Genomic DNA, 17222 nt, shown 5'->3' on the forward strand with positions numbered 1-17222 from the left:
CCTGGACTGCGTACCGCCAGCATATCTGCACCCCGCCCTCACGCAAGATGTCACTGAGCGAGCAACTTTTGCCTAACCTATTGACAAAAGTATCCGGGCGACCGTTCACTGGTCACGTGACACCGACGACGACGTCCCCAGCCACCGACCACACGCCCCGGACGGGGCAGCGGGCGGTGGTGGCCGGCGTGGTCGGCGGCGGTTTCATGGGCGAGGTGCACACCCGTGCGATCCGTGCTGCCGGAGCCACGGTGGCCGGTGTCGCGTCCTCCTCGGCGGCGAGCTCGGGCCGGGCCTCCGCGAGGCTCGGGGTGCCTGCCTTCGCCTCCACGGAGCAGCTGCTCCTCGACCCCGACGTCGACGTGGTGCACATCTGCACCCCCAACACCACGCACGCCGAGCTGGCGCTCTCCGCCCTCGCGGCCGGCAAGCACGTGGTCTGCGAGAAGCCGATCGCCACGACGGTGGACGACGCGCGTCGTATCCAGCGGGTCGCCGCCGAGACCGGGCTGACCGTGGCGGTGCCGTTCGTGTACCGCTTCCACCCCATGGTCCGGGAGGCCGCGGACCGTGTGCGTCTCGGCGGCCTGGGCGCCGTCCACAGCGTCCAGGCCTGCTACCTCCAGGACTGGCTGCTGGAGCCGGGCGACGACGACTGGAGGGTGGACCAGCAGCTCGGCGGTCCCTCGCGGGCCTTCGCCGACATCGGCTCCCACCTGTGTGACCTCGTCGAGTTCGTCCTGGGGGAGCGGATCGGCAGGCTGTCCGCGCGCACCCGGACGGTCCTGCCGCAGCGAGGCGGGCAGCCGGTGCTGACCGAGGACCTGGTCGCGCTGCTCTTCGAGACCGCGTCGGGGACGTTGGGCACCGCGATGGTCTCCCAGATGGCGGCCGGCAGGAAGAACCGGCTGGCGCTGGAGGTCATGGGCACCGAGGCCTCGATCGCCTTCGACCAGGAGGCGCCCGACACCCTCTGGCTCGGCCAGCGCCGCGAGTCGCGCACCCTGGTCCGGGACGCCGCGACGCTCAGCGAGGACGCCGCCCGGCTGGCGATCGTGCCGGTGGGGCATCCCATGGGTTACCAGGACGCGTTCAACGCCTTCGTCCGTGACGCCTACCTGACCCTCGGCGGCGGTGAGGCCCACGGCCTTCCCACTGCTGCAGACGGCGTTCGCGCCGCAGTCCTCACCTCGGCCGTCCTCACGTCGGCGTCGGCCGGCGGGGAGTGGGCCGACGTCTCCTCGCCGGACACCACCGCGGTCGAGCCGACCGTCCACCGCGCCGCCTCACCGACCTGAGGGGCAACCCCGACCGCCACCACGTGAGGCCGCGCCGCGACCGCACCAACCAGTGAAAACCTAGATCGGAGCCAGAGCAATGTTCTCAACGACACAGCGGGCCGGCCGCCGCACGGGAGCCGCACTCGTCGGCCTCTCCGCAGTGGTGGCCGTGTCCCTCACCGGATGCGCCTCGGCCGAGCAGTCCGGAGCGGCAGCACAGAGCAAGGGTGCTGTCCCTGCCCGCCTCGACCCCGCCCTCTACGCAAAGGCCGTGGCCGCCGCCAAGCAGATCGCGGGTGGCCAGAAGCTCGACAAGTCCCTCGAGATGATCGGGGTCAACGGTGGCGCGGAAGGTGACGTGCTCAAGGGCGTGTACAAGGCCTTCACCGACGCCACGGGCACCACGGTCAACTACACGGGGACCCAGGACGAGAACAACATCGTCCAGTCGCGCGTCGCGGCCGGCAACCCGCCCGCCATCGTCGACCAGGCGGTCGGCGTGGCCACCCAGTACGCCAAGCAGGGCAAGCTCGTCGACGTCGGCTCCGTGGTCGGGGCCGACAAGCTCAAGAGCACCTTCGGCGAGAGCCTCGTCAACGGAGTCACGCTCGACGGCAAGACCTTCGGCCTCTACCAGGGGTTCAACAACTTCATGGTCTGGTACAACCCGCAGACCTACACCGGGCCCAAGGACCCCAAGTCGTGGGACGAGCTCGTGAAGTACACCGACGAGCAGGCTGCCGCCGGCAAGCAGACCTGGTGCATCGCCGAGGACGCCGGCGGTGGGAGCGGCTTCCCGGGCGCGCAGTTCATCGAGAACATCTTCGCCAAGAAGTACGGGCCGGAGCTCCTGCGCCAGTGGGGAGCGAGCGAGCTGTCCTGGACGAGCCCGCAGGTCAAGGACGCGTTCGAGGAGTTCGGCAAGATCGCGACCGACGACAAGAAGGTCGCCGGTGGCCGCGCCGGTGCGCTCGCCAGCCCCATCGCCACCGGGTACAACGGAATCGTCGCGGCGAAGCCGACGTGCCAGCTCGCACTCTGGGGCGCGTGGGTCCCGGGCCTGATCGGCAAGGACGTCAAGCCGACCGAGAACCTCGACTTCTTCCGCGTGCCGGGCTTCGGCAACGGCAAGGAGGGCACCGAGATCTTCCAGACCACCGTCACCACCGCGTTCAAGGACTCGCCCACGACCCGGGCCTTCCTCAAGTACGTCGCGTCCGACGAGGCGCAGGCCCTGCTGGCCTCGGCCGACCAGTGGCCCGTTGCCGACGTCAACGTGTCGGCAGACACCTACAAGAGCCCTCTGCTGAAAAAGGCCGCCACGACCTACTTCGCCGACGCCAAGGACGTGCAGCTGTCCACCGGCCCGAACGTCATGGCCAACTCCGCGGTGCAGACCGCCTTCTACAAGGGAGTCGTGTCCTACCTGCAGAAGCCCTCGAGCCTGGACCAGGTGCTCAAGGACATCCAGGCCGCGGCCACCGCTCAGTAACACCCTTCCCCATAACCCAAGGGCGGACACCATGGACCCACTGACCAGCGTCCCGGCACTCATCCTCATCGGTGCCGTGGCCATCCCCGCAGCGGTCTACCTCATGCTCGGTGCGGGGGAGTCGATCCTCACCCGTTCCGGCCTGCAGCGGCACCGTGGTGTCCGCCCCTGGCTCTGGCTGCTCGTCCCGCTGCTGATCATCGGCGTGATCCTCCTCTACCCGCTGGTCGCCACCGTCGTGTACTCCTTCCTCGACGCCAAGGCGCAGAGGGGGGTCGGTGGGCAGAACTTCGCCTGGGCGCTCGGCAGCGACATGCGCAGCGTCATCGGCAACAACCTGATCTGGCTCATCGCCTTCCCCGTCGTCACCCTCGTGCTGGCCCTCGTCGTCGCGGTGTTGTTCGACCGGGTCAGGTACGAGCGCGTGGCGATGACCCTGGTGCTGCTGCCGACGGCCATCTCCTTCACGGCCGGCTCCATCATCTGGCGCCAGATCTACACCTACAGCCCACCCGGGCAGGCCCAGCGCGGGCTGCTGAACGCCCTCTGGACGCTGGTCCCGGGGAACGAGCCGGTCGCCTGGCTGCAGACGCCCTTCGTCAACACCCTCGCGCTGATCTTCGTCGCCGTGTGGTCGTCGCTCGGGGTGGCCGCGCTGATCCTGTCGGCGGCGGTGAAGAACGTGCCGGTGGAGCTGGTCGAGGCAGCGCGCCTCGACGGGGCGGGTGAGTGGCGGATCTTCCGGTCCATCACCCTGCCGTCGATCCTGCCGGCCGTCCTCGTCGTCGTGACGACGGAGGTGATCTTCGCCCTGAAGATCTTCGACATCGTCTACGTGATGACCAACGGCAACTTCAACACCAACACGATCGCCAACCGCATGTACTACGAGCTCTTCGCGGCCAACAACCTCGGCCACGCCAGCGCCATCGCGGTGATCCTGCTCGTCGTCGCCCTGCCGGTGGTCCTGATCAACATCCGCGAGTTCCGCGCAGAGGAGGCCACGGTATGACCGCCACGCCCGTTCTCCAGTCACCCACCCTCGAGCAGGGCGAGGCCCGGCCCGCCACGGGTGTGGCCCGTCGCAGGTGGCGCAGCCCGGCTCGACTGGTCGTCCACGTCGTGGTCGGACTGCTCTCGGTCATCTGGTTCACGCCGGTGCTGGCCCTGTTCGTGTCCTCGATCCGCACCCAGGGCGACAACGCCGCCACCGGGTGGTGGACGGCCTTCGCCCGGCCGCTCTTCACCGGGTTCAACTACCAGCAGGCCTTCTCCGTCATCGGTGTTGGCAGGAGCATCGGGACGTCCCTGGCCATCGCCGTGCCGGTCACCGTCCTCACGACGACGATCTCGGCCCTCGGCGCGTACTCCCTGACCCGGATGTCGTTCCGGGGGAGAACCGCCCTGTCGCTGCTCCTGGTCGCGTTGCTGGTCGTGCCGCCGCAGGTGACCCTCGTCCCCCTGCTGAAGCTGTTCAACGTCCTCGGCCTCAGCGGGTCGATCCCGGCGGTGTGGATCTACCAGGTCGGGTTCACGGTGCCGTTCGGCATCTTCCTGCTTCGGGGCTTCATGGTCGGCATCCCCAAGGAGCTCTTCGAGTCGGCGAGCATCGACGGCGCCTCGCCACTGCGCGTCTTTCGCAGCATCGTGCTGCCCCTGTCCGTGCCGGTGATGATGTCGCTCGCGATCATGCAGTTCCTCTGGTCGTGGAACGACCTGCTCATCCCCCTGCTCTTCCTCGGTGGCTCGGACCTCCCACCGCCGATCACCGTGCAGGTGGCCGGTCTGGTCCAGACCACCGGCCAGGGTGAGGGCACCCTCATGGCGGCCACCTTCATCTCCGTCGTCATCCCGCTCGCCATCATCGTCGGCCTCCAGCGCTACTTCGTCCGGGGCATCCTCGGTGGAGCAGTCAAGGGCTGACGCCGGCCGCCCCCGTCCCTCCCTCACGACAGGAAACCCATGACAGTCACGCGGTCGCAGGTCGCCCTCAACCCCATCCAGTGGATCAACCTCAAGCCGGCTCCCGGCCAGCCGCGGCTCTGGCGCTACGCCGACCCGACCTGGCGCGACGAGCAGCTCGACGTCCACCGGACCATCCGCGACGCGGGCTTCGGGGCCGCGATGATGGAGGTGCTCGGCACCCAGACCCTGCAGGCCTACAAGCGGATGCTCGACGAGGCCGGCCTGCGCCCGGCGCCCGGCTACATCCAGGTGGCGCCGCCGGAAGCCAAGGGGATGTCCCTCGCGAAGGGGAGCGCCGAGTGGGTGCACTGGTTCGACGGCGTACGGCGTCGAGCCGAGGAGTCGAACTTCATGGGCCTCGACACAGTGTTCCTGGCTGCGGAGATGGACCTCACCGCCCCCCGCGTCGTGCAGGCCACGGCCGTCGGGGCGTTCTTCGACCAGGACCTGCTCGACCGACAGGTCGAGTACCTCGCGGAAGCGGCCACCGTCCTGCAGCAGGAGGGCATCCGCGCCGGGCTGCACAACCACGTGGGCTCCCTCGTCGAGACGGAGCAGGAGATCGAGTACGTGCTCGGGCAGGTCGACGCGTCCCTGCTCGGGGCGTCCTTCGACATCGGCCACCTCGAGTGGGCCGGGATCCCCAGCGCCGACTTCCTGGCCAAGCACCAGGACCGGCTCGTGGACGTGCACGTCAAGGACCTCGACCTGACCATCGCCGCGGCGAGCCGTGAGACGCCGACCCCCTACTACGAGGTCTCCGACCAGCGCTTCTTCCTCGAGCCCGGGCTCGGCGACATCGACCTCGACGGGGTGGTGAAGGCGCTCGGTGAGGACTTCGGTGGGTGGGTGGTCCTGGAGGTCGACAGGGCGAGCATGGAGCCCGACGCCAGTGCCCGCTTCAGCTGGGAGTGGGTCGAGCGGACCTTCCCGGCCTGACCGCGTACCCGCCCGCCCCAGCGACCCGACCAGACCAAGGAGATCCCCGTGCCAGAACGAAGCACCCACCCGGTCACCCTCTTCACCGGCCAGTGGGCGGACCTGCCGCTGGAGCAGGTCGCCGAGCGCGCGGCCGCATGGGGGTACGACGGGCTGGAGATCGCCTGCTCCGCCGAGCACCTCGACGTGTGGCGCGCGGCCGAGGACGACGCGTACCTCAAGGAGCGGGTCGAGGTCCTGGACCGGCACGGCCTGAAGGTGTGGGCGCTGTCCAACCACCTCGCCGGGCAGGCGGTCTGTGACGACCCGATCGACTTCCGGCACCAGGCGATCCTGCGTCCACGGGTCTGGGGCGACGGCGAGGGCGAGGGTGTCCGGCAGCGGGCCGCCGAGGAGCTGAAGCTCACCGCCAAGGTCGCGCGCAAGCTCGGGGTCGACGTCATCACCGGGTTCACGGGGTCGAAGATCTGGCCCTACGTCGCGATGTTCCCACCGGTGCCGGCCCACGTCATCGACGCCGGCTACGAGGACTTCGCCGCGCGGTGGAACCCCATCCTCGACGTCTTCGACGACGAGGGGGTCCGCTACGCGCACGAGGTGCACCCGGGCGAGATCGCCTACGACTACTGGACCTGCGTGCGGGCGCTCGAGGCCGTCGACGGCCGCGAGGCGTTCGGCTTCAACTGGGACCCCAGCCACATGATGTGGCAGGGCGTCGACCCGGTCGCCTTCATCGTCGACTTCGCCGACCGCATCGTCCACGTCGACTGCAAGGACACCCGCCTGCGCCCGGGCAACGGTCGCGCGGGTGTCCTCGGCTCCCACCTGCCGTGGGGTGACCCGCGCCGCGGCTGGGACTTCGTCTCGACCGGCCACGGCGACGTCCCCTGGGAGGACGCCTTCCGCGCCCTTCGCCACGTCGGCTACTCCGGCCCTATCTCGGTCGAGTGGGAGGACGCCGGTATGGAGCGCGAGCACGGTGCGCGCGAGGCGCAGGAGTTCGTGCGATCGCTCCTGTGGGAGCTGCCGACCGCCTCCTTCGACACCGCCTTCAGCAGCAACGCCGACTGACACCGACACGCCACCGCGGGCTCCGTAGGGCCTGCACACCGAAAGGCCAGTGATGACACACCACCTCGACGCCGACGTCCTCATCGTGGGGAGCGGGCTCATGGGGGCCGCCGTGGCCCGCCGCCTGCGGGGCGAGCAGCCGGATGCCCGGATCCTCATGGTCGACGGCGGCCCGGTGATCGGGACCCTGCCCGGGCAGCACCTGCACGACGTGCCGGAGGAGGACATCTGGCAGCGCTACAACCAACGGGTGTCCTCGGGCATCCAGGGGTTCTACACCGGCACCGCACCGACGTCCGACGTCGGCAGCTCGCTCGTCGGTGTCGAGCCGGGGATGTACCACCTCAGCTCCATCGGGCAGGAGGCACAAGAGATGCCTGCGGCCGCCGTGGCCTGGAACGTGGGGGGCATGGGCGTCCACTGGACCGCAGCCACCCCGACGCCCTGGGGCGAGGAGGTGCCGCAGTTCCTCGCAGGCAGCCAGTGGGACGCCGACCTCGAGTCAGCCTCCGAGCTCCTGCACGTGACCGAGGAGCCGTTCCCGCCCGCGGGACCGGGGGAGGCGACGCTGGAGGTGCTGCATCGCATCTTCGACGGCGTCAGCGCGCCGGGGCGCACCGCGCGGCACATGCCCATGGCGGTGCAGTTCGACCAGGACGGCGTCCGGCGCCGTACGGGTCCCAACACGATCTTCCCGCCCATCGGTGACGGCCGCCTCGACCCGCACTTCTCCCTGCTCGCCGGCACCCAGGCCGTCCGGCTCCTGCACGGGGGCGGCGAGGTGCGCGGCGTCGAGGTGCGAGAGGTCGCGACCGGTGCGCTCCAGGAGCTCCGGGCCGCGGTCACCATCGTGTGCGCAGATGCCATCCGCACGCCTCAGCTGCTGTTCGCCTCGCAGATCCGCCCCACGGCCCTCGGTCGCTACCTCAACGAGCACGCCTTCCTCACGGGCCGGGTCCTCACCGACCTCGACCGGCTCGGGTTCGAGCTGGCGGACCTCATCCCAATGGCCGACGACGAGTTCATGAGCGAGCACCTCTGGGTGCCCCACAGCGGCCCGGAGCAGCCGTTCCACCTCCAGATCGGCAACCAGGTCCACATCGACGAGGACCGCCGCCCGCTGGCCTACTCGGTGGGGCTCGGGTTCTACGTGCCGACGGAGATCCAGCCGGACAACCGGCTCGAGTTCTCCGAGGAGCACGTCGATGCTGCCGGCATGCCGCGCATCTCCGTGCGCTTCTCGTACAGCGACGACGACCTGCGCCTGATCCAGCGTGCTCGGGAGATGCAGCAGGTGACGGCCGAGGCGCTGGGACCCTTCGATCCCGGAACCGAGTCGGCACTGCTGCCCGCCGGGTCGTCCCTGCACTTCACCGGCACCGTGCGGATGGGGCAGACCGACGACGGCGCGAGCGTCTGTGACCCGGACGGACGGGTGTGGGGCTTCGACAACCTCTACGTGGCCGGCAACGGCGTCCTCCCCACAGCGCTCGCCTGCAACTCCACCCTCACCGGCATGGTGACGGCCGTCCGCGCGGCTCGGGCCGTCTCCCGCCAGCTCGGCAGCGTTGCCCACCGTGAAGGTTCGGAGGCGGTGGCCCTGTCCTGACCGGGTCGTCCCCGGACCTGCGCCCGGGGCGGCGGGTTATGCGGAGCGGGGCCCCGGTTATGCGCGCCGGTCCCGCACCGCCTCCGATCGCCCTTCCGGCCCGTGCCTGCGGCTACCGTCGCCCGCGTCCCGAGTACGAACCAAGGGGGAACCGGGTGGACGACCAGATTCTTGCGGCCCAGAGGTGGCTGAACACGACCTACGCCGCGGCGAACGGCTGGGTAGCCGTCCCCGAGACGGGGACCACCGGCTGGGACACCATCTACGGGCTCCGCAGGGGTCTGCAGTGGGAGCTGGGGATCTCGCCCGTCGCCTCCGGCTTCGGTGACCAGACGAAGGCCGCGTACACCGCGCAGATCGGGCGGATCAACGCCACCAGCGCCACCTCCGCCAACGTGCTGCGGATCCTCAGCGGCGCGTTGTGGTGCAAGGGATACCCGGGGCTCTACGACGGTGCGACCGTGGCCTTCTCGTCGATGTCGACCTCGGTGGGGCGGGTGCGAGAGGACCTGGGCCTGGGCTCGGCGAACCCCTACGTCGACGTCAAGCTCATGGCATCGCTGCTGTCGATGGACGCGTACGTCGTGCCGTTCTTCGGGGACGGCTCACAGTCGGTGCGTGAGGTGCAGCAGTGGCTCAACGGCACCTACTCCGGCCGGCGCGACTTCGCCCTCGTCCCGTGCGACGGCATCTTCTCGCGGCAGGTCCAGACGGCACTGCTGTTCGCGCTCCAGTACGAGTTCGGCATGGCCGACGGGGTGGCGAACGGCAACTTCGGCCCCGGCACGCGCGACGGCCTGCGCACCCAGGCGCCGGTCGGACCGGGGAGCGTCGACGGCAGCAAGCACTTCGTCCGGCTCTACCAGGGGTCGATGCGCTTCAACCGCCTCGACGCCCCGTTCAACGGGAGCTTCGACGGCGACACCGGCACCCAGACGTCCTCGTTCCAGCAGTTCATGGAGATTCCGCAGACCGCGAAGGGCGACTACACGACCTGGTGCAACCTGCTCGTCTCCAACGGGGACACCACGATCGCGACGAAGGGTTTCGACACCAACAAGCAGCTCAACGCGACCACGGCGGCGGGAGCCCGGGCTCGCGGCTACACCCACGTCGGTCGCTACACCGTCGGGGCCGGCAAGTTCATCACCTCCGCAGAGCTCGACGCGATCAAGGCGGCCGGCCTGAAGCTCTTCCCGCTGCACCAGCGCTACAACAACGACACCTCGGCGATGACCAAGGAGGCGGGTCGCACGCAGGGGCTGGAGGCCCTCGAGCGCGGCCGGACCCTCGGCCTCCCCTCGGACAGCGTCGTGTTCTTCAGCGTGGACTACGACCCGGTGGGGGAGACCATTCACGGCCCGGTGCTCGACTTCTTCGACGGCGTCAACGAAGTGCTGGACTCAGCGCTCAACGGCACCTTCAAGCCCGGCGTCTACGGCACCCGGAACGTCTGCCAGGTCATCCTCGACGAGGGCAAGGCAGAGGGTGCGTTCGTGGCCGGCATGTCGACCGGCTGGTCGGGCAACATGGGCTTCCCCATGCCGGACCAGTGGCACTACAACCAGATCGTGGAGGTCACCGAGAGCCTGGGCGGCACATCGATCGCCGTCGACCACGACGTCGTGTCGTCCCGGGCCAGGGGGATCGACCTGTCCGGTGTCGTCGGTCCGCCCGCCGAACAGGACAGCTCCTACACCGACACCGGGTTCGACGTGGTCTTCGAGTGGGTGTGCCGGGCCGAGGTCGCGTGCGAGCGGGCCATCAAGGAGGCGGACAGCTTCTTCAACCCCGTCAAGCAGTGGGTGGTCGCGGTCCCCGACTACATCCTCCACCACCTGCGGGTCCCCGAGTACTGGGGCGGCAACGACAGCGGGCTCTGGGGCCTCTACACGCCACAGCTCGACGCCGACGACAAGGCGGCCCAGGCCAGGGCTGTCAGCGAGCAGGCGCTCACGAACCTCTACCCCACCAAGCCGGGCAGCAGGCGGGACGTCGCCCACTGGGCCGCGACCATGCTCGGCTACCGGACCTGGGGGGTGGACAGCGCGCGCGACGACTACTGCCTCGGCGACCTCGGTGGCTGGCCGCTGGACCTCCTGCAGGCCTGGGGCGTCTACGACCGCCTCACCACCAAGCCCGACCTGATGACCTGGATGACGTCCAACCTGGGAGCGGTCGACAGCTCCGGCTTCGGCTACAGCGACGTCGTCGCGGACGTCGACGCCTGGCTCATCGCCACCGCCCTGAAGGCGAGCTCCGGTGGGACCCTCTCCGGTGCGAGCCGTAGCCTGCTGCGCATGACGCCGTCGCAGCGCATCGCGAAGTTCTACGCCGACCGCTTCGGGTCCTCCGAGGCCAACATCGGTGCCGCCTTCGCGAAGGTCGTCGACGGGATCGACGTCGGTCCGGTGACCAACTTCCCGCTCACGGGGGGCAAGCTGCAGGACGCGTCGGGCGCGCAGAACATGCCTTCGCCCAGCCAGGCCAACACGTGCGGGCAGGCCTTGGGCCGTGTCCTCGCCCGGCTCGGCGGATGACCAAGGGCGTGGAGTCCTCGACCATGGAGTCGCCGCCCGCCGCACCATCGGGCGCCGGTCCGCGCCACCGCGTACGGGGCCTGGTCGCCGTCCTGCTCGGGTTCGCGCTCACCTTCGTGGGGGCGTTCTGGACCGGGTTCGGGGGTGCGCAGCTCGGGCACGTGCTCACCAGGCAGCGAGACATCGTCACCATGACCCAGGCACCCTCGTGGACCTGGGCAGTCCTCACGGCCCTCACGACAGCCGGGCTCGGCCTCCTGTCGTGGTCATCGGGGATGCGGTCGTCCTCGTTGCGGTCGGCGTCGCCGGCGGACGCCGGGACCGGCAGGCCGGTGGTGGCCGCCGCCGGCTCCCTGTGGACCCTCGCGTGGCTGGGCGCGTTCAGCCTGGTCGGTGCCCAGTTCGAGGTGACCGGGCCGCGGGACCGCTGTGCCCGCTCCTCCTGCTGGCCCCACGGCTGGCAGGAGCTCGCCGTGGCGACGCCGTTGCTTGTGGCCTCCCTCGTGCTCCTCGGTGCCGGTCTGCTCGCCCGGCGGGCACCCCGCGCGGTGGCGCTCGTGGCGCCGCCCGCGACGTACCTCGTCCTCACCCTCGTCCAGGTCGCGGCCTGGGACGGCATGGTCGTGCCGTTCCTCACCGGACCCCCACCCTTCTCGTCCTGACCCAGGAGGCACCGTGACCCACCCCGCCCGCCCGTCCTCGCGCCCCGTACCCCGCCGCCTCGTCCTCGGGGGAGCAGGCGCGTCGCTCGGGCTGCTGTTCGTCGCACCCGCCGCGCAGGCCGCCGGACCTGGATCTGCTGCGGGAGCCGGAGCCGGCCTCCAGGTCCTGCCCCCCGGAGAGGAGACGTGGGTCGCGACGGGCTCCGCCACCCAGGCGCGGCTGCCCGCCGTGCTCGGCGCACGCCTGCGCACGGGCACGCGGCACGCGGCCGGCACCGTGGTCAGCGTGTCCTGGGACCGCAGGCTCTACGAGCAGACGGTGCCGCAGCTGGTGGGCGACGACGGGCGCGCGGTCCGCGTCCAGGTCGTCGGGAAGCCCATCACCGACGCCGCCGGGCAGACGACGACCCGGGTCAAGGTCACCGACGCGCTGGTGGCCGGCACGGAGTACCTGCTGTCGCTGGGCGCCCGGCGGACGCTGCTGTACCCGCACGACGTGGTCACCGCGCCGCTGCCCATCACCGTGGTGGTGGGCGACGGGGCCGCCGCCGGGAGCCGGCACGCCCTCGCCGCGGCCGGTACCGCGTCCAGCGACCTGTGGGGTGCGTGCGTCGGAGCCGGGTGGCAGCAGGTCTCCTGGGGTCGTGACTTCCACAGTTGGACCCCGAGCGTGGTCACGGTTCGCGCGACCGGCCCGGGCGCGGTGCCTGCGGGCTCGGTGGTCGAGGTGCGCCACGACGAGCGACTCGTCGGCTCGGCGACGGTCGAGGACCTGGACGGCACCGTCCTGACCCGTTCCCACCGGGGCGCCGGCGGCCTCCTCGTCGTCAGGTGGACGCTGGCCGCGCCGCTGCTGGCCGGTCACCGGGTGTCCTATCGCGTCCAGGCGCGGCCGTCCGCACCCGCGGGCGCACTGCCGGGGCTGCAGGCGCCGACGGTCTCGCTGCGGGCCGCCAAGGCCTCGCCGGGCCAGCGCACGACCGGGCTGGAGTCACTCACCCGCACGGACAGTGCCTTCGACGATGCGACGGTCGCCACGTACGGCTTGGCGGCGCTCGCCGGCTGACCCGAGGCGTCCGCGTCCCACACACGCACGAAGCCGCAGTGCCAGACGGGTCTGGCCTGCGGCTTCTGTGGTGGCCAGGGGCGGGGTCGAACCGCCGACCTTCCGATTTTCAGTCGGACGCTCGTACCAACTGAGCTACCTGGCCGTGGTGGTGCTGGTGGATGCCCGGTGGCCGGACATGCATTTCGCGGCGATCCTGGGCCGTAGCCCGTGGCGGACCGTCGCGACTGCAGGATCATAGCGGATCCGGGCGACCCTCCTCACATCGAGGCGTTGCCCCGGAATGACGGCACGCGCGGACAGGTTGTCGTCGACATGAAGGCCATCACCTACGCCGAGTACGGCGACCCCAGCGTCCTTTCCCTCAACGACGTCCCGGACCCGAAGGTCGGTCCCGGTGAGGTGCTGATCCGCGTCCGCAGCGCCTCGGTCAACCCGGTCGACTGGAAGGTCGTTGCCGGCTACCTCGACCCCATGATGAACGTCGAGCTCCCCGCCATCCCCGGCTGGGACGTCTCCGGTGTCGTGGAGGCCGTCGGCTTCGACACCCCGGAGTTCAAGGTGGGCGACGAGGTCATGGCCTACGCCCGCAAGGACTGGGTCAAGGGCGGCACCTACGCCGAGCTCGTCGCCGCGCCCGTGCGCACGGTGGCCAGGAAGCCCGAGTCGCTGGACTGGCACCAGGCCGCAGGCCTGCCGCTCGCCGGCCTCACGGCGTACCAGCTCCTCACCCGGCTCGGCGCCAAGTCCGGCGACACCGTGCTCGTCCACGCCGCGGCCGGCGGCGTGGGGATCCTCGCGGTACAGATCGCCAAGGCGCTCGGTGCGCGGGTCATCGGCACGGCGTCGGAGAAGAACCACGAGTTCCTGCGCGGCCTCGGTGCCGAGCCCGTGACGTACGGCGACGGGCTCGCCGAGCGGGTGCGTGCCCTGGCGCCCGAGGGCGTCGACGTCGTCCTCGACTTCATCGGCGGTGTGCTCGACGTGACGAAGGCCGTGCTCGCCGACGGCGGGCGCCACGGCTCCATCGTCGAGGCGGAGGTCGCCGACGAGGGCGGCCTCTACCTGTGGGTGCGTCCCGATGCCGAGGACCTGGCCGCACTCGCGGACCTGGCCGACCAGGGCAAGCTCACCGTGCCCGTCGCCGACGTCTTCCCCCTGGCGCAGACGGCCGATGCGTTCACCGTCAGCGCCGGCGGGCACGTCCGCGGCAAGGTCGTCATCTCCGTCAGCAGCTGACCGGGCTGGCGCCGCGCCCGGCGGGGCGGGTGCGGCGCCAGACCTCGACGCCCGTGCCCCGGCACATGCAGAAGAGCCCCACACTCTCGTGTGGGGCTCTTCTGGTCTGGGCGACCCCGACCGGGCTCGAACCGGCGACCTCCGCCGTGACAGGGCGGCGCGCTAACCAACTGCGCTACGGGGCCTTTGGGTGGTGCATGTCGTGCTGGTGGTGCGTATCCCCAACGGGATTCGAACCCGTGCTACCGCCGTGAAAGGGCGGGGTCCTAGGCCGCTAGACGATGGGGACCCGTTCAACGGTCCCCCGCCGTTAGCGCCAGGCGCGGATCCGTCGAGGACTCGGAAAGCATAGGGGGTGACTGCCGCGATCTCCAAAACGGGGTCCGTGACCATTCCGGACGCGGCCCACCCGTCACCGCCGGGGGTCGTACCGGGCGTCGTTTCGGGCGTCGTTTCGGGCGTCCCGCAGGGCCGCGCGTACGGCGTCCACCGCCGTCGCGTCGTCCGCGCCGCTCGCCACCGCCTGCGTCGCGAAGACCCGGGCGGCGGTCCGCAGGGCCACCTCGGCCGACTGCGCCTGCGGGGCGACGACGGTGCCCGCGCGGCTGCGTGTGGTGACCAGCCCCGCCGCCTCGAGCTCCTTGTAGGCGCGGGCGACGGTGCCGGGCGCGAGGCCCAGCTCGGTGGCCAGGCCCCTGACGGTGGGCAGCCGGTCGCCCTCGGCCAGGGCGCCTGCGGCGATGAGGTCGCCCAGCTGCTCGCGCACCTGCTCGAACGGCGCCAGCGGGGAGTCGGCGTCGACGTGCAGCGCGGGCCGGCTCACGCGTCACCTCGTGCCCAGGCCAGCAGCTTCTCGACGTCCCAAGTGGTGACGATGCGGTCCCAGGGCACGCCGAGCCGCTCGGCGCGCTCGCACCCGTAAGCCTTCATCTCCAGCTGGCCGGGGGCGTGGGCGTCGGAGTCGACGGCGAACAGGCAGCCGATGTCGAGGGCCAGGGCCAGCAGGTCGTCGGGTGGGTCCTGGCGCTCCGGGCGGCTGTTGATCTCGACGGCGGTGCCGTGCTCGGCGCACGCCTCGAACACCGACCGCGCGTCGAACTCGGACTGTGGCCGCTTGCCACGGCCGCCCTCGACGAGTCGGCCGGTGCAGTGCCCGAGGACGTTGACCCTCGGGTTCGAGACGGCCGCCACCATGCGCTTGGTCATGGGCGCGGCGTTCATGCGCAGCTTGGAGTGCACGCTCGCGGTGACCAGGTCGAGCCGCCCCAGCATCTCCTCGGTCTGGTCGAGGGAGCCGTCGTCGAGGATGTCGACCTCGATGCCCTTGAGCAGCCGGAAGCCGTCACCGAGCGAGGCGTTGACGGCGTCGACGACCTTGAGCTGCTTGGTCAACCGCTCGACCGACAGCCCGTTGGCCACCCGCAGCTGGGGGGAGTGGTCGGTGAGCACGAGCCACTCGTGGCCCAGCTCGACGGCCGTGAGGACCATCTCCTCGATGGGGCTGCCACCGTCCGACCAGCTCGAGTGCGAGTGGCAGTCGCCGCGCAGTGCTGCGAACAGCTCCTCGCCACCCTCGACGAGCGGTTTCGCCTTGTCCTGCAACGTGTCCAGGTAGTCCGGGAGTCGGCCGGCGACGGCTTCGGCGATGACGCCGGCGGTGGACTTCCCGATACCGGGAAGGTCCTGCAGCGTGCCCGCCTCCGCCCGCTGCGCCAGCTCCTCGTCAGGCGTCTCCCTGACCGTGGTGACGGCCTTGCGGAAGGCCTCGACACGGTAGGTGCCGGCTCGTTCCCGCTCCAGCAGGAAGGCGATCCGCCGCAGCGCCTCGTCGGGCTCGACAGGGGCCGACAGCGGGGTGACGGTGGCAACCACGGGTGGAACCCCTGCTCACCAGGACGTGTGCAGCGGTCGGCCCTCGGCGAACCCCGCAGTGCTCTGGAGCCCGACGATCGCGCGCTCGGCGTACTCCTCGACGGTGCGTGCCCCCGCATACGTGAAGCTCGAGCGGACGCCGGCCACGATCTGGTCGATGACGTCCTCCACGCTGGGCCGGGCCGGGTCGATGAACATGCGCGCCGAGGAGATGCCCTCCTCGAACAGCGACTTGCGGGCCCGCTCGTACGCGGTGTCGGTCGCGGTGCGGTTGCGGACGGCGCGGCTGGAGGCCATGCCGAACGACTCCTTGTAGCGGCGGCCCCGCTCGTCGGTGTAGAGGTCGCCGGGGCTCTCCAGCGTGCCGGCGAACCACGAGCCGACCATGACGTTGGACGCGCCGGCGGCGAGCGCCAGGGCGACGTCGCGCGGGTGCCGGACGCCTCCGTCGGCCCACACGTGCTTGCCGTGGTTGCGGGCCTCTGCCGCGCACTCGAGGACCGCGGAGAACTGCGGACGCCCCACCGCGGTCATCATGCGCGTGGTGCACATCGCGCCGGGGCCGACGCCGACCTTGACGATGTCGGCGCCTGCCTCGATGAGGTCGCGGGTGCCCGCGGCCGAGACGACGTTGCCGGCGGCGACCGGGACCTGTGGGTCGAGCGCCCGGACCGCCTTGAGGGCGTCGAGCATCTTCTCCTGGTGACCGTGGGCGGTGTCCATGACGAGCAGGTCCACGCCCGCCTCGAGCAGGGCGGTGGCCTTGGCGGCGACGTCGCCGTTGATCCCGACCGCGGCGGCGATCCGCAGGCGTCCGCGGTCGTCGGTGTTGGGGGAGTAGAGGCGGGCGCGCAGCGCACCGGACCGCGTGATGATGCCGACGAGGTTGCCGGCGTCGTCGACGACGGGGGCGACGTGGTGGTGCGTTGTCGCGAGGAGGTTGAAGGCCTCCTCCGGGTCGGTCCCGTCGGTCACGAGGACGGGCTGCCCCGACATGACCTCGCCGACCTGCGTGAACCGGTCGACGCCGGTGAGGTCGCCCTCGGTGACGACGCCGATGGGCCGCTTGCCCGACTCGTCGACGACCACGGCGGCGCCGTGCGCGCGCTTGGGCAGGAGCCCGAGGGCCGCGCCGGCGGTGTCGTGCACCGACAGGGTGATGGGGGTGTCGTGCACCAGGTGGCGCTGCTTGACCCAGGAGGTGACCTCGGTGACCACGTCGACCGGGATGTCCTGCGGGATGACGGCGAGCCCGCCGCGCCTCGCCACCGTCTCGGCCATGCGTCGACCGGCGATGGCCGTCATGTTGGCGACGACGAGCGGGATGGTCGTGCCGCTGCCGTCGGCCGAGGCGAGGTCGACGTCAAGGCGGCTCGTGACGTCGGAGCGGCTCGGGACCATGAACACGTCGTCGTAGGTCAGGTCGAACTGGGGCTGGAGACCATTGAGGAACTGCACGGGCCCGAGTCTAGGCGCGGACCCGGGGC

Annotated in this window: 14 protein-coding genes and 3 tRNA genes; 11 read left to right on the forward strand and 6 right to left on the reverse strand. The window is 70.9% G+C overall.

Annotated elements, in window-relative coordinates; translation table 11 throughout:
- Positions 1-116 precede the first annotated feature (116 nt).
- The 10 genes from ABEA42_RS10015 to ABEA42_RS10060 all read left to right on the forward strand — a co-directional run bounded on the left by ABEA42_RS10015 (position 117) and on the right by ABEA42_RS10060 (position 12624).
- Positions 117-1298, forward strand: coding sequence for a Gfo/Idh/MocA family protein (locus ABEA42_RS10015; protein WP_345502948.1), 1182 nt, complete (start codon positions 117-119; stop codon positions 1296-1298).
- A 79-nt stretch (positions 1299-1377) separates the two neighbouring features.
- On the forward strand, positions 1378-2772 hold the full coding sequence (locus tag ABEA42_RS10020) for an ABC transporter substrate-binding protein (RefSeq protein WP_345502949.1): 1395 nt from the start codon (positions 1378-1380) through the stop codon (positions 2770-2772).
- 31 nt (positions 2773-2803) lie between these two features.
- A complete protein-coding gene (locus tag ABEA42_RS10025; RefSeq protein WP_345502950.1) occupies positions 2804-3784 on the forward strand; it encodes a carbohydrate ABC transporter permease in 981 nt (326 codons plus the stop codon).
- Positions 3781-4695, forward strand: a complete 915-nt coding sequence (locus tag ABEA42_RS10030; RefSeq protein ID WP_345502951.1) for a carbohydrate ABC transporter permease — start codon at positions 3781-3783, stop codon at positions 4693-4695. The genes ABEA42_RS10025 and ABEA42_RS10030 overlap by 4 nt, the downstream gene beginning before the upstream one ends.
- 39 nt (positions 4696-4734) lie before the next feature.
- Positions 4735-5676, forward strand: a complete 942-nt coding sequence (locus ABEA42_RS10035; protein ID WP_345502953.1) for a sugar phosphate isomerase/epimerase family protein — start codon at positions 4735-4737, stop codon at positions 5674-5676.
- A gap of 48 nt (positions 5677-5724) precedes the next feature.
- Complete coding sequence (locus ABEA42_RS10040; RefSeq protein WP_345502954.1) at positions 5725-6747, forward strand: sugar phosphate isomerase/epimerase family protein; 1023 nt, start codon at positions 5725-5727, stop codon at positions 6745-6747.
- Positions 6748-6799: 52 nt separating this feature from the next.
- Positions 6800-8356, forward strand: a complete 1557-nt coding sequence (locus tag ABEA42_RS10045) for a GMC oxidoreductase (protein ID WP_345502955.1) — start codon at positions 6800-6802, stop codon at positions 8354-8356.
- 155 nt (positions 8357-8511) lie between these two features.
- On the forward strand, positions 8512-10896 hold the full coding sequence (locus ABEA42_RS10050; protein ID WP_345502956.1) for a glycoside hydrolase domain-containing protein: 2385 nt from the start codon (positions 8512-8514) through the stop codon (positions 10894-10896).
- Positions 10893-11558: a hypothetical protein gene (locus ABEA42_RS10055; RefSeq protein ID WP_345502958.1), complete on the forward strand. Its 666-nt coding sequence runs from the start codon at positions 10893-10895 to the stop codon at positions 11556-11558. Before ABEA42_RS10050 ends, ABEA42_RS10055 begins: the two co-directional genes overlap by 4 nt.
- Before the next feature lie 13 nt (positions 11559-11571).
- On the forward strand, positions 11572-12624 hold the full coding sequence (locus ABEA42_RS10060; RefSeq protein ID WP_345502960.1) for a hypothetical protein: 1053 nt from the start codon (positions 11572-11574) through the stop codon (positions 12622-12624).
- Positions 12625-12692: 68 nt separating this feature from the next.
- On the opposite strand, the gene ABEA42_RS10065 is transcribed toward ABEA42_RS10060, so the two are convergent.
- Positions 12693-12769 (reverse strand) — tRNA-Phe (locus ABEA42_RS10065).
- Between the two features lie 170 nt (positions 12770-12939).
- Here ABEA42_RS10065 and ABEA42_RS10070 point away from each other — a divergent pair.
- On the forward strand, positions 12940-13863 hold the full coding sequence (locus ABEA42_RS10070) for an NADP-dependent oxidoreductase (RefSeq protein ID WP_345502962.1): 924 nt from the start codon (positions 12940-12942) through the stop codon (positions 13861-13863).
- Between the two features lie 111 nt (positions 13864-13974).
- Here ABEA42_RS10070 and ABEA42_RS10075 read toward each other — a convergent pair.
- The 5 genes from ABEA42_RS10075 to ABEA42_RS10095 form a co-directional block, all read right to left on the reverse strand.
- Positions 13975-14048, reverse strand: a tRNA-Asp gene (locus ABEA42_RS10075).
- A gap of 31 nt (positions 14049-14079) precedes the next feature.
- Positions 14080-14152: transfer RNA gene (locus ABEA42_RS10080), tRNA-Glu, on the reverse strand.
- Positions 14153-14275: 123 nt separating this feature from the next.
- Positions 14276-14686, reverse strand: a complete 411-nt coding sequence (locus tag ABEA42_RS10085) for a GntR family transcriptional regulator (RefSeq protein ID WP_345502964.1) — start codon at positions 14684-14686, stop codon at positions 14276-14278.
- Positions 14683-15735: a PHP domain-containing protein gene (locus tag ABEA42_RS10090; protein ID WP_345502965.1), complete on the reverse strand. Its 1053-nt coding sequence runs from the start codon at positions 15733-15735 to the stop codon at positions 14683-14685. The genes ABEA42_RS10085 and ABEA42_RS10090 overlap by 4 nt, the downstream gene beginning before the upstream one ends.
- Before the next feature lie 15 nt (positions 15736-15750).
- Positions 15751-17193, reverse strand: a complete 1443-nt coding sequence (locus ABEA42_RS10095) for a GuaB1 family IMP dehydrogenase-related protein (protein ID WP_345502967.1) — start codon at positions 17191-17193, stop codon at positions 15751-15753.
- Positions 17194-17222 lie beyond the last annotated feature (29 nt).

The organism is Pedococcus ginsenosidimutans (genome assembly GCF_039544395.1).
Lineage (GTDB): Bacteria > Actinomycetota > Actinomycetes > Actinomycetales > Dermatophilaceae > Pedococcus > Pedococcus ginsenosidimutans.

Bases quoted from the DNA above. Each gene is read 5' to 3' on its own strand.
- ABEA42_RS10045 (WP_345502955.1), top strand. From the start codon at position 6,800: ATGACACACCACCTCGACGCCGACGTCCTCATCGTGGGGAGCGGGCTC.
- ABEA42_RS10070 (WP_345502962.1), top strand. From the start codon at position 12,940: ATGAAGGCCATCACCTACGCCGAGTACGGCGACCCCAGCGTCCTTTCC.
- ABEA42_RS10020 (WP_345502949.1), top strand. From the start codon at position 1,378: ATGTTCTCAACGACACAGCGGGCCGGCCGCCGCACGGGAGCCGCACTC.
- ABEA42_RS10035 (WP_345502953.1), top strand. From the start codon at position 4,735: ATGACAGTCACGCGGTCGCAGGTCGCCCTCAACCCCATCCAGTGGATC.
- ABEA42_RS10055 (WP_345502958.1), top strand. From the start codon at position 10,893: ATGACCAAGGGCGTGGAGTCCTCGACCATGGAGTCGCCGCCCGCCGCA.
- ABEA42_RS10030 (WP_345502951.1), top strand. From the start codon at position 3,781: ATGACCGCCACGCCCGTTCTCCAGTCACCCACCCTCGAGCAGGGCGAG.
- ABEA42_RS10025 (WP_345502950.1), top strand. From the start codon at position 2,804: ATGGACCCACTGACCAGCGTCCCGGCACTCATCCTCATCGGTGCCGTG.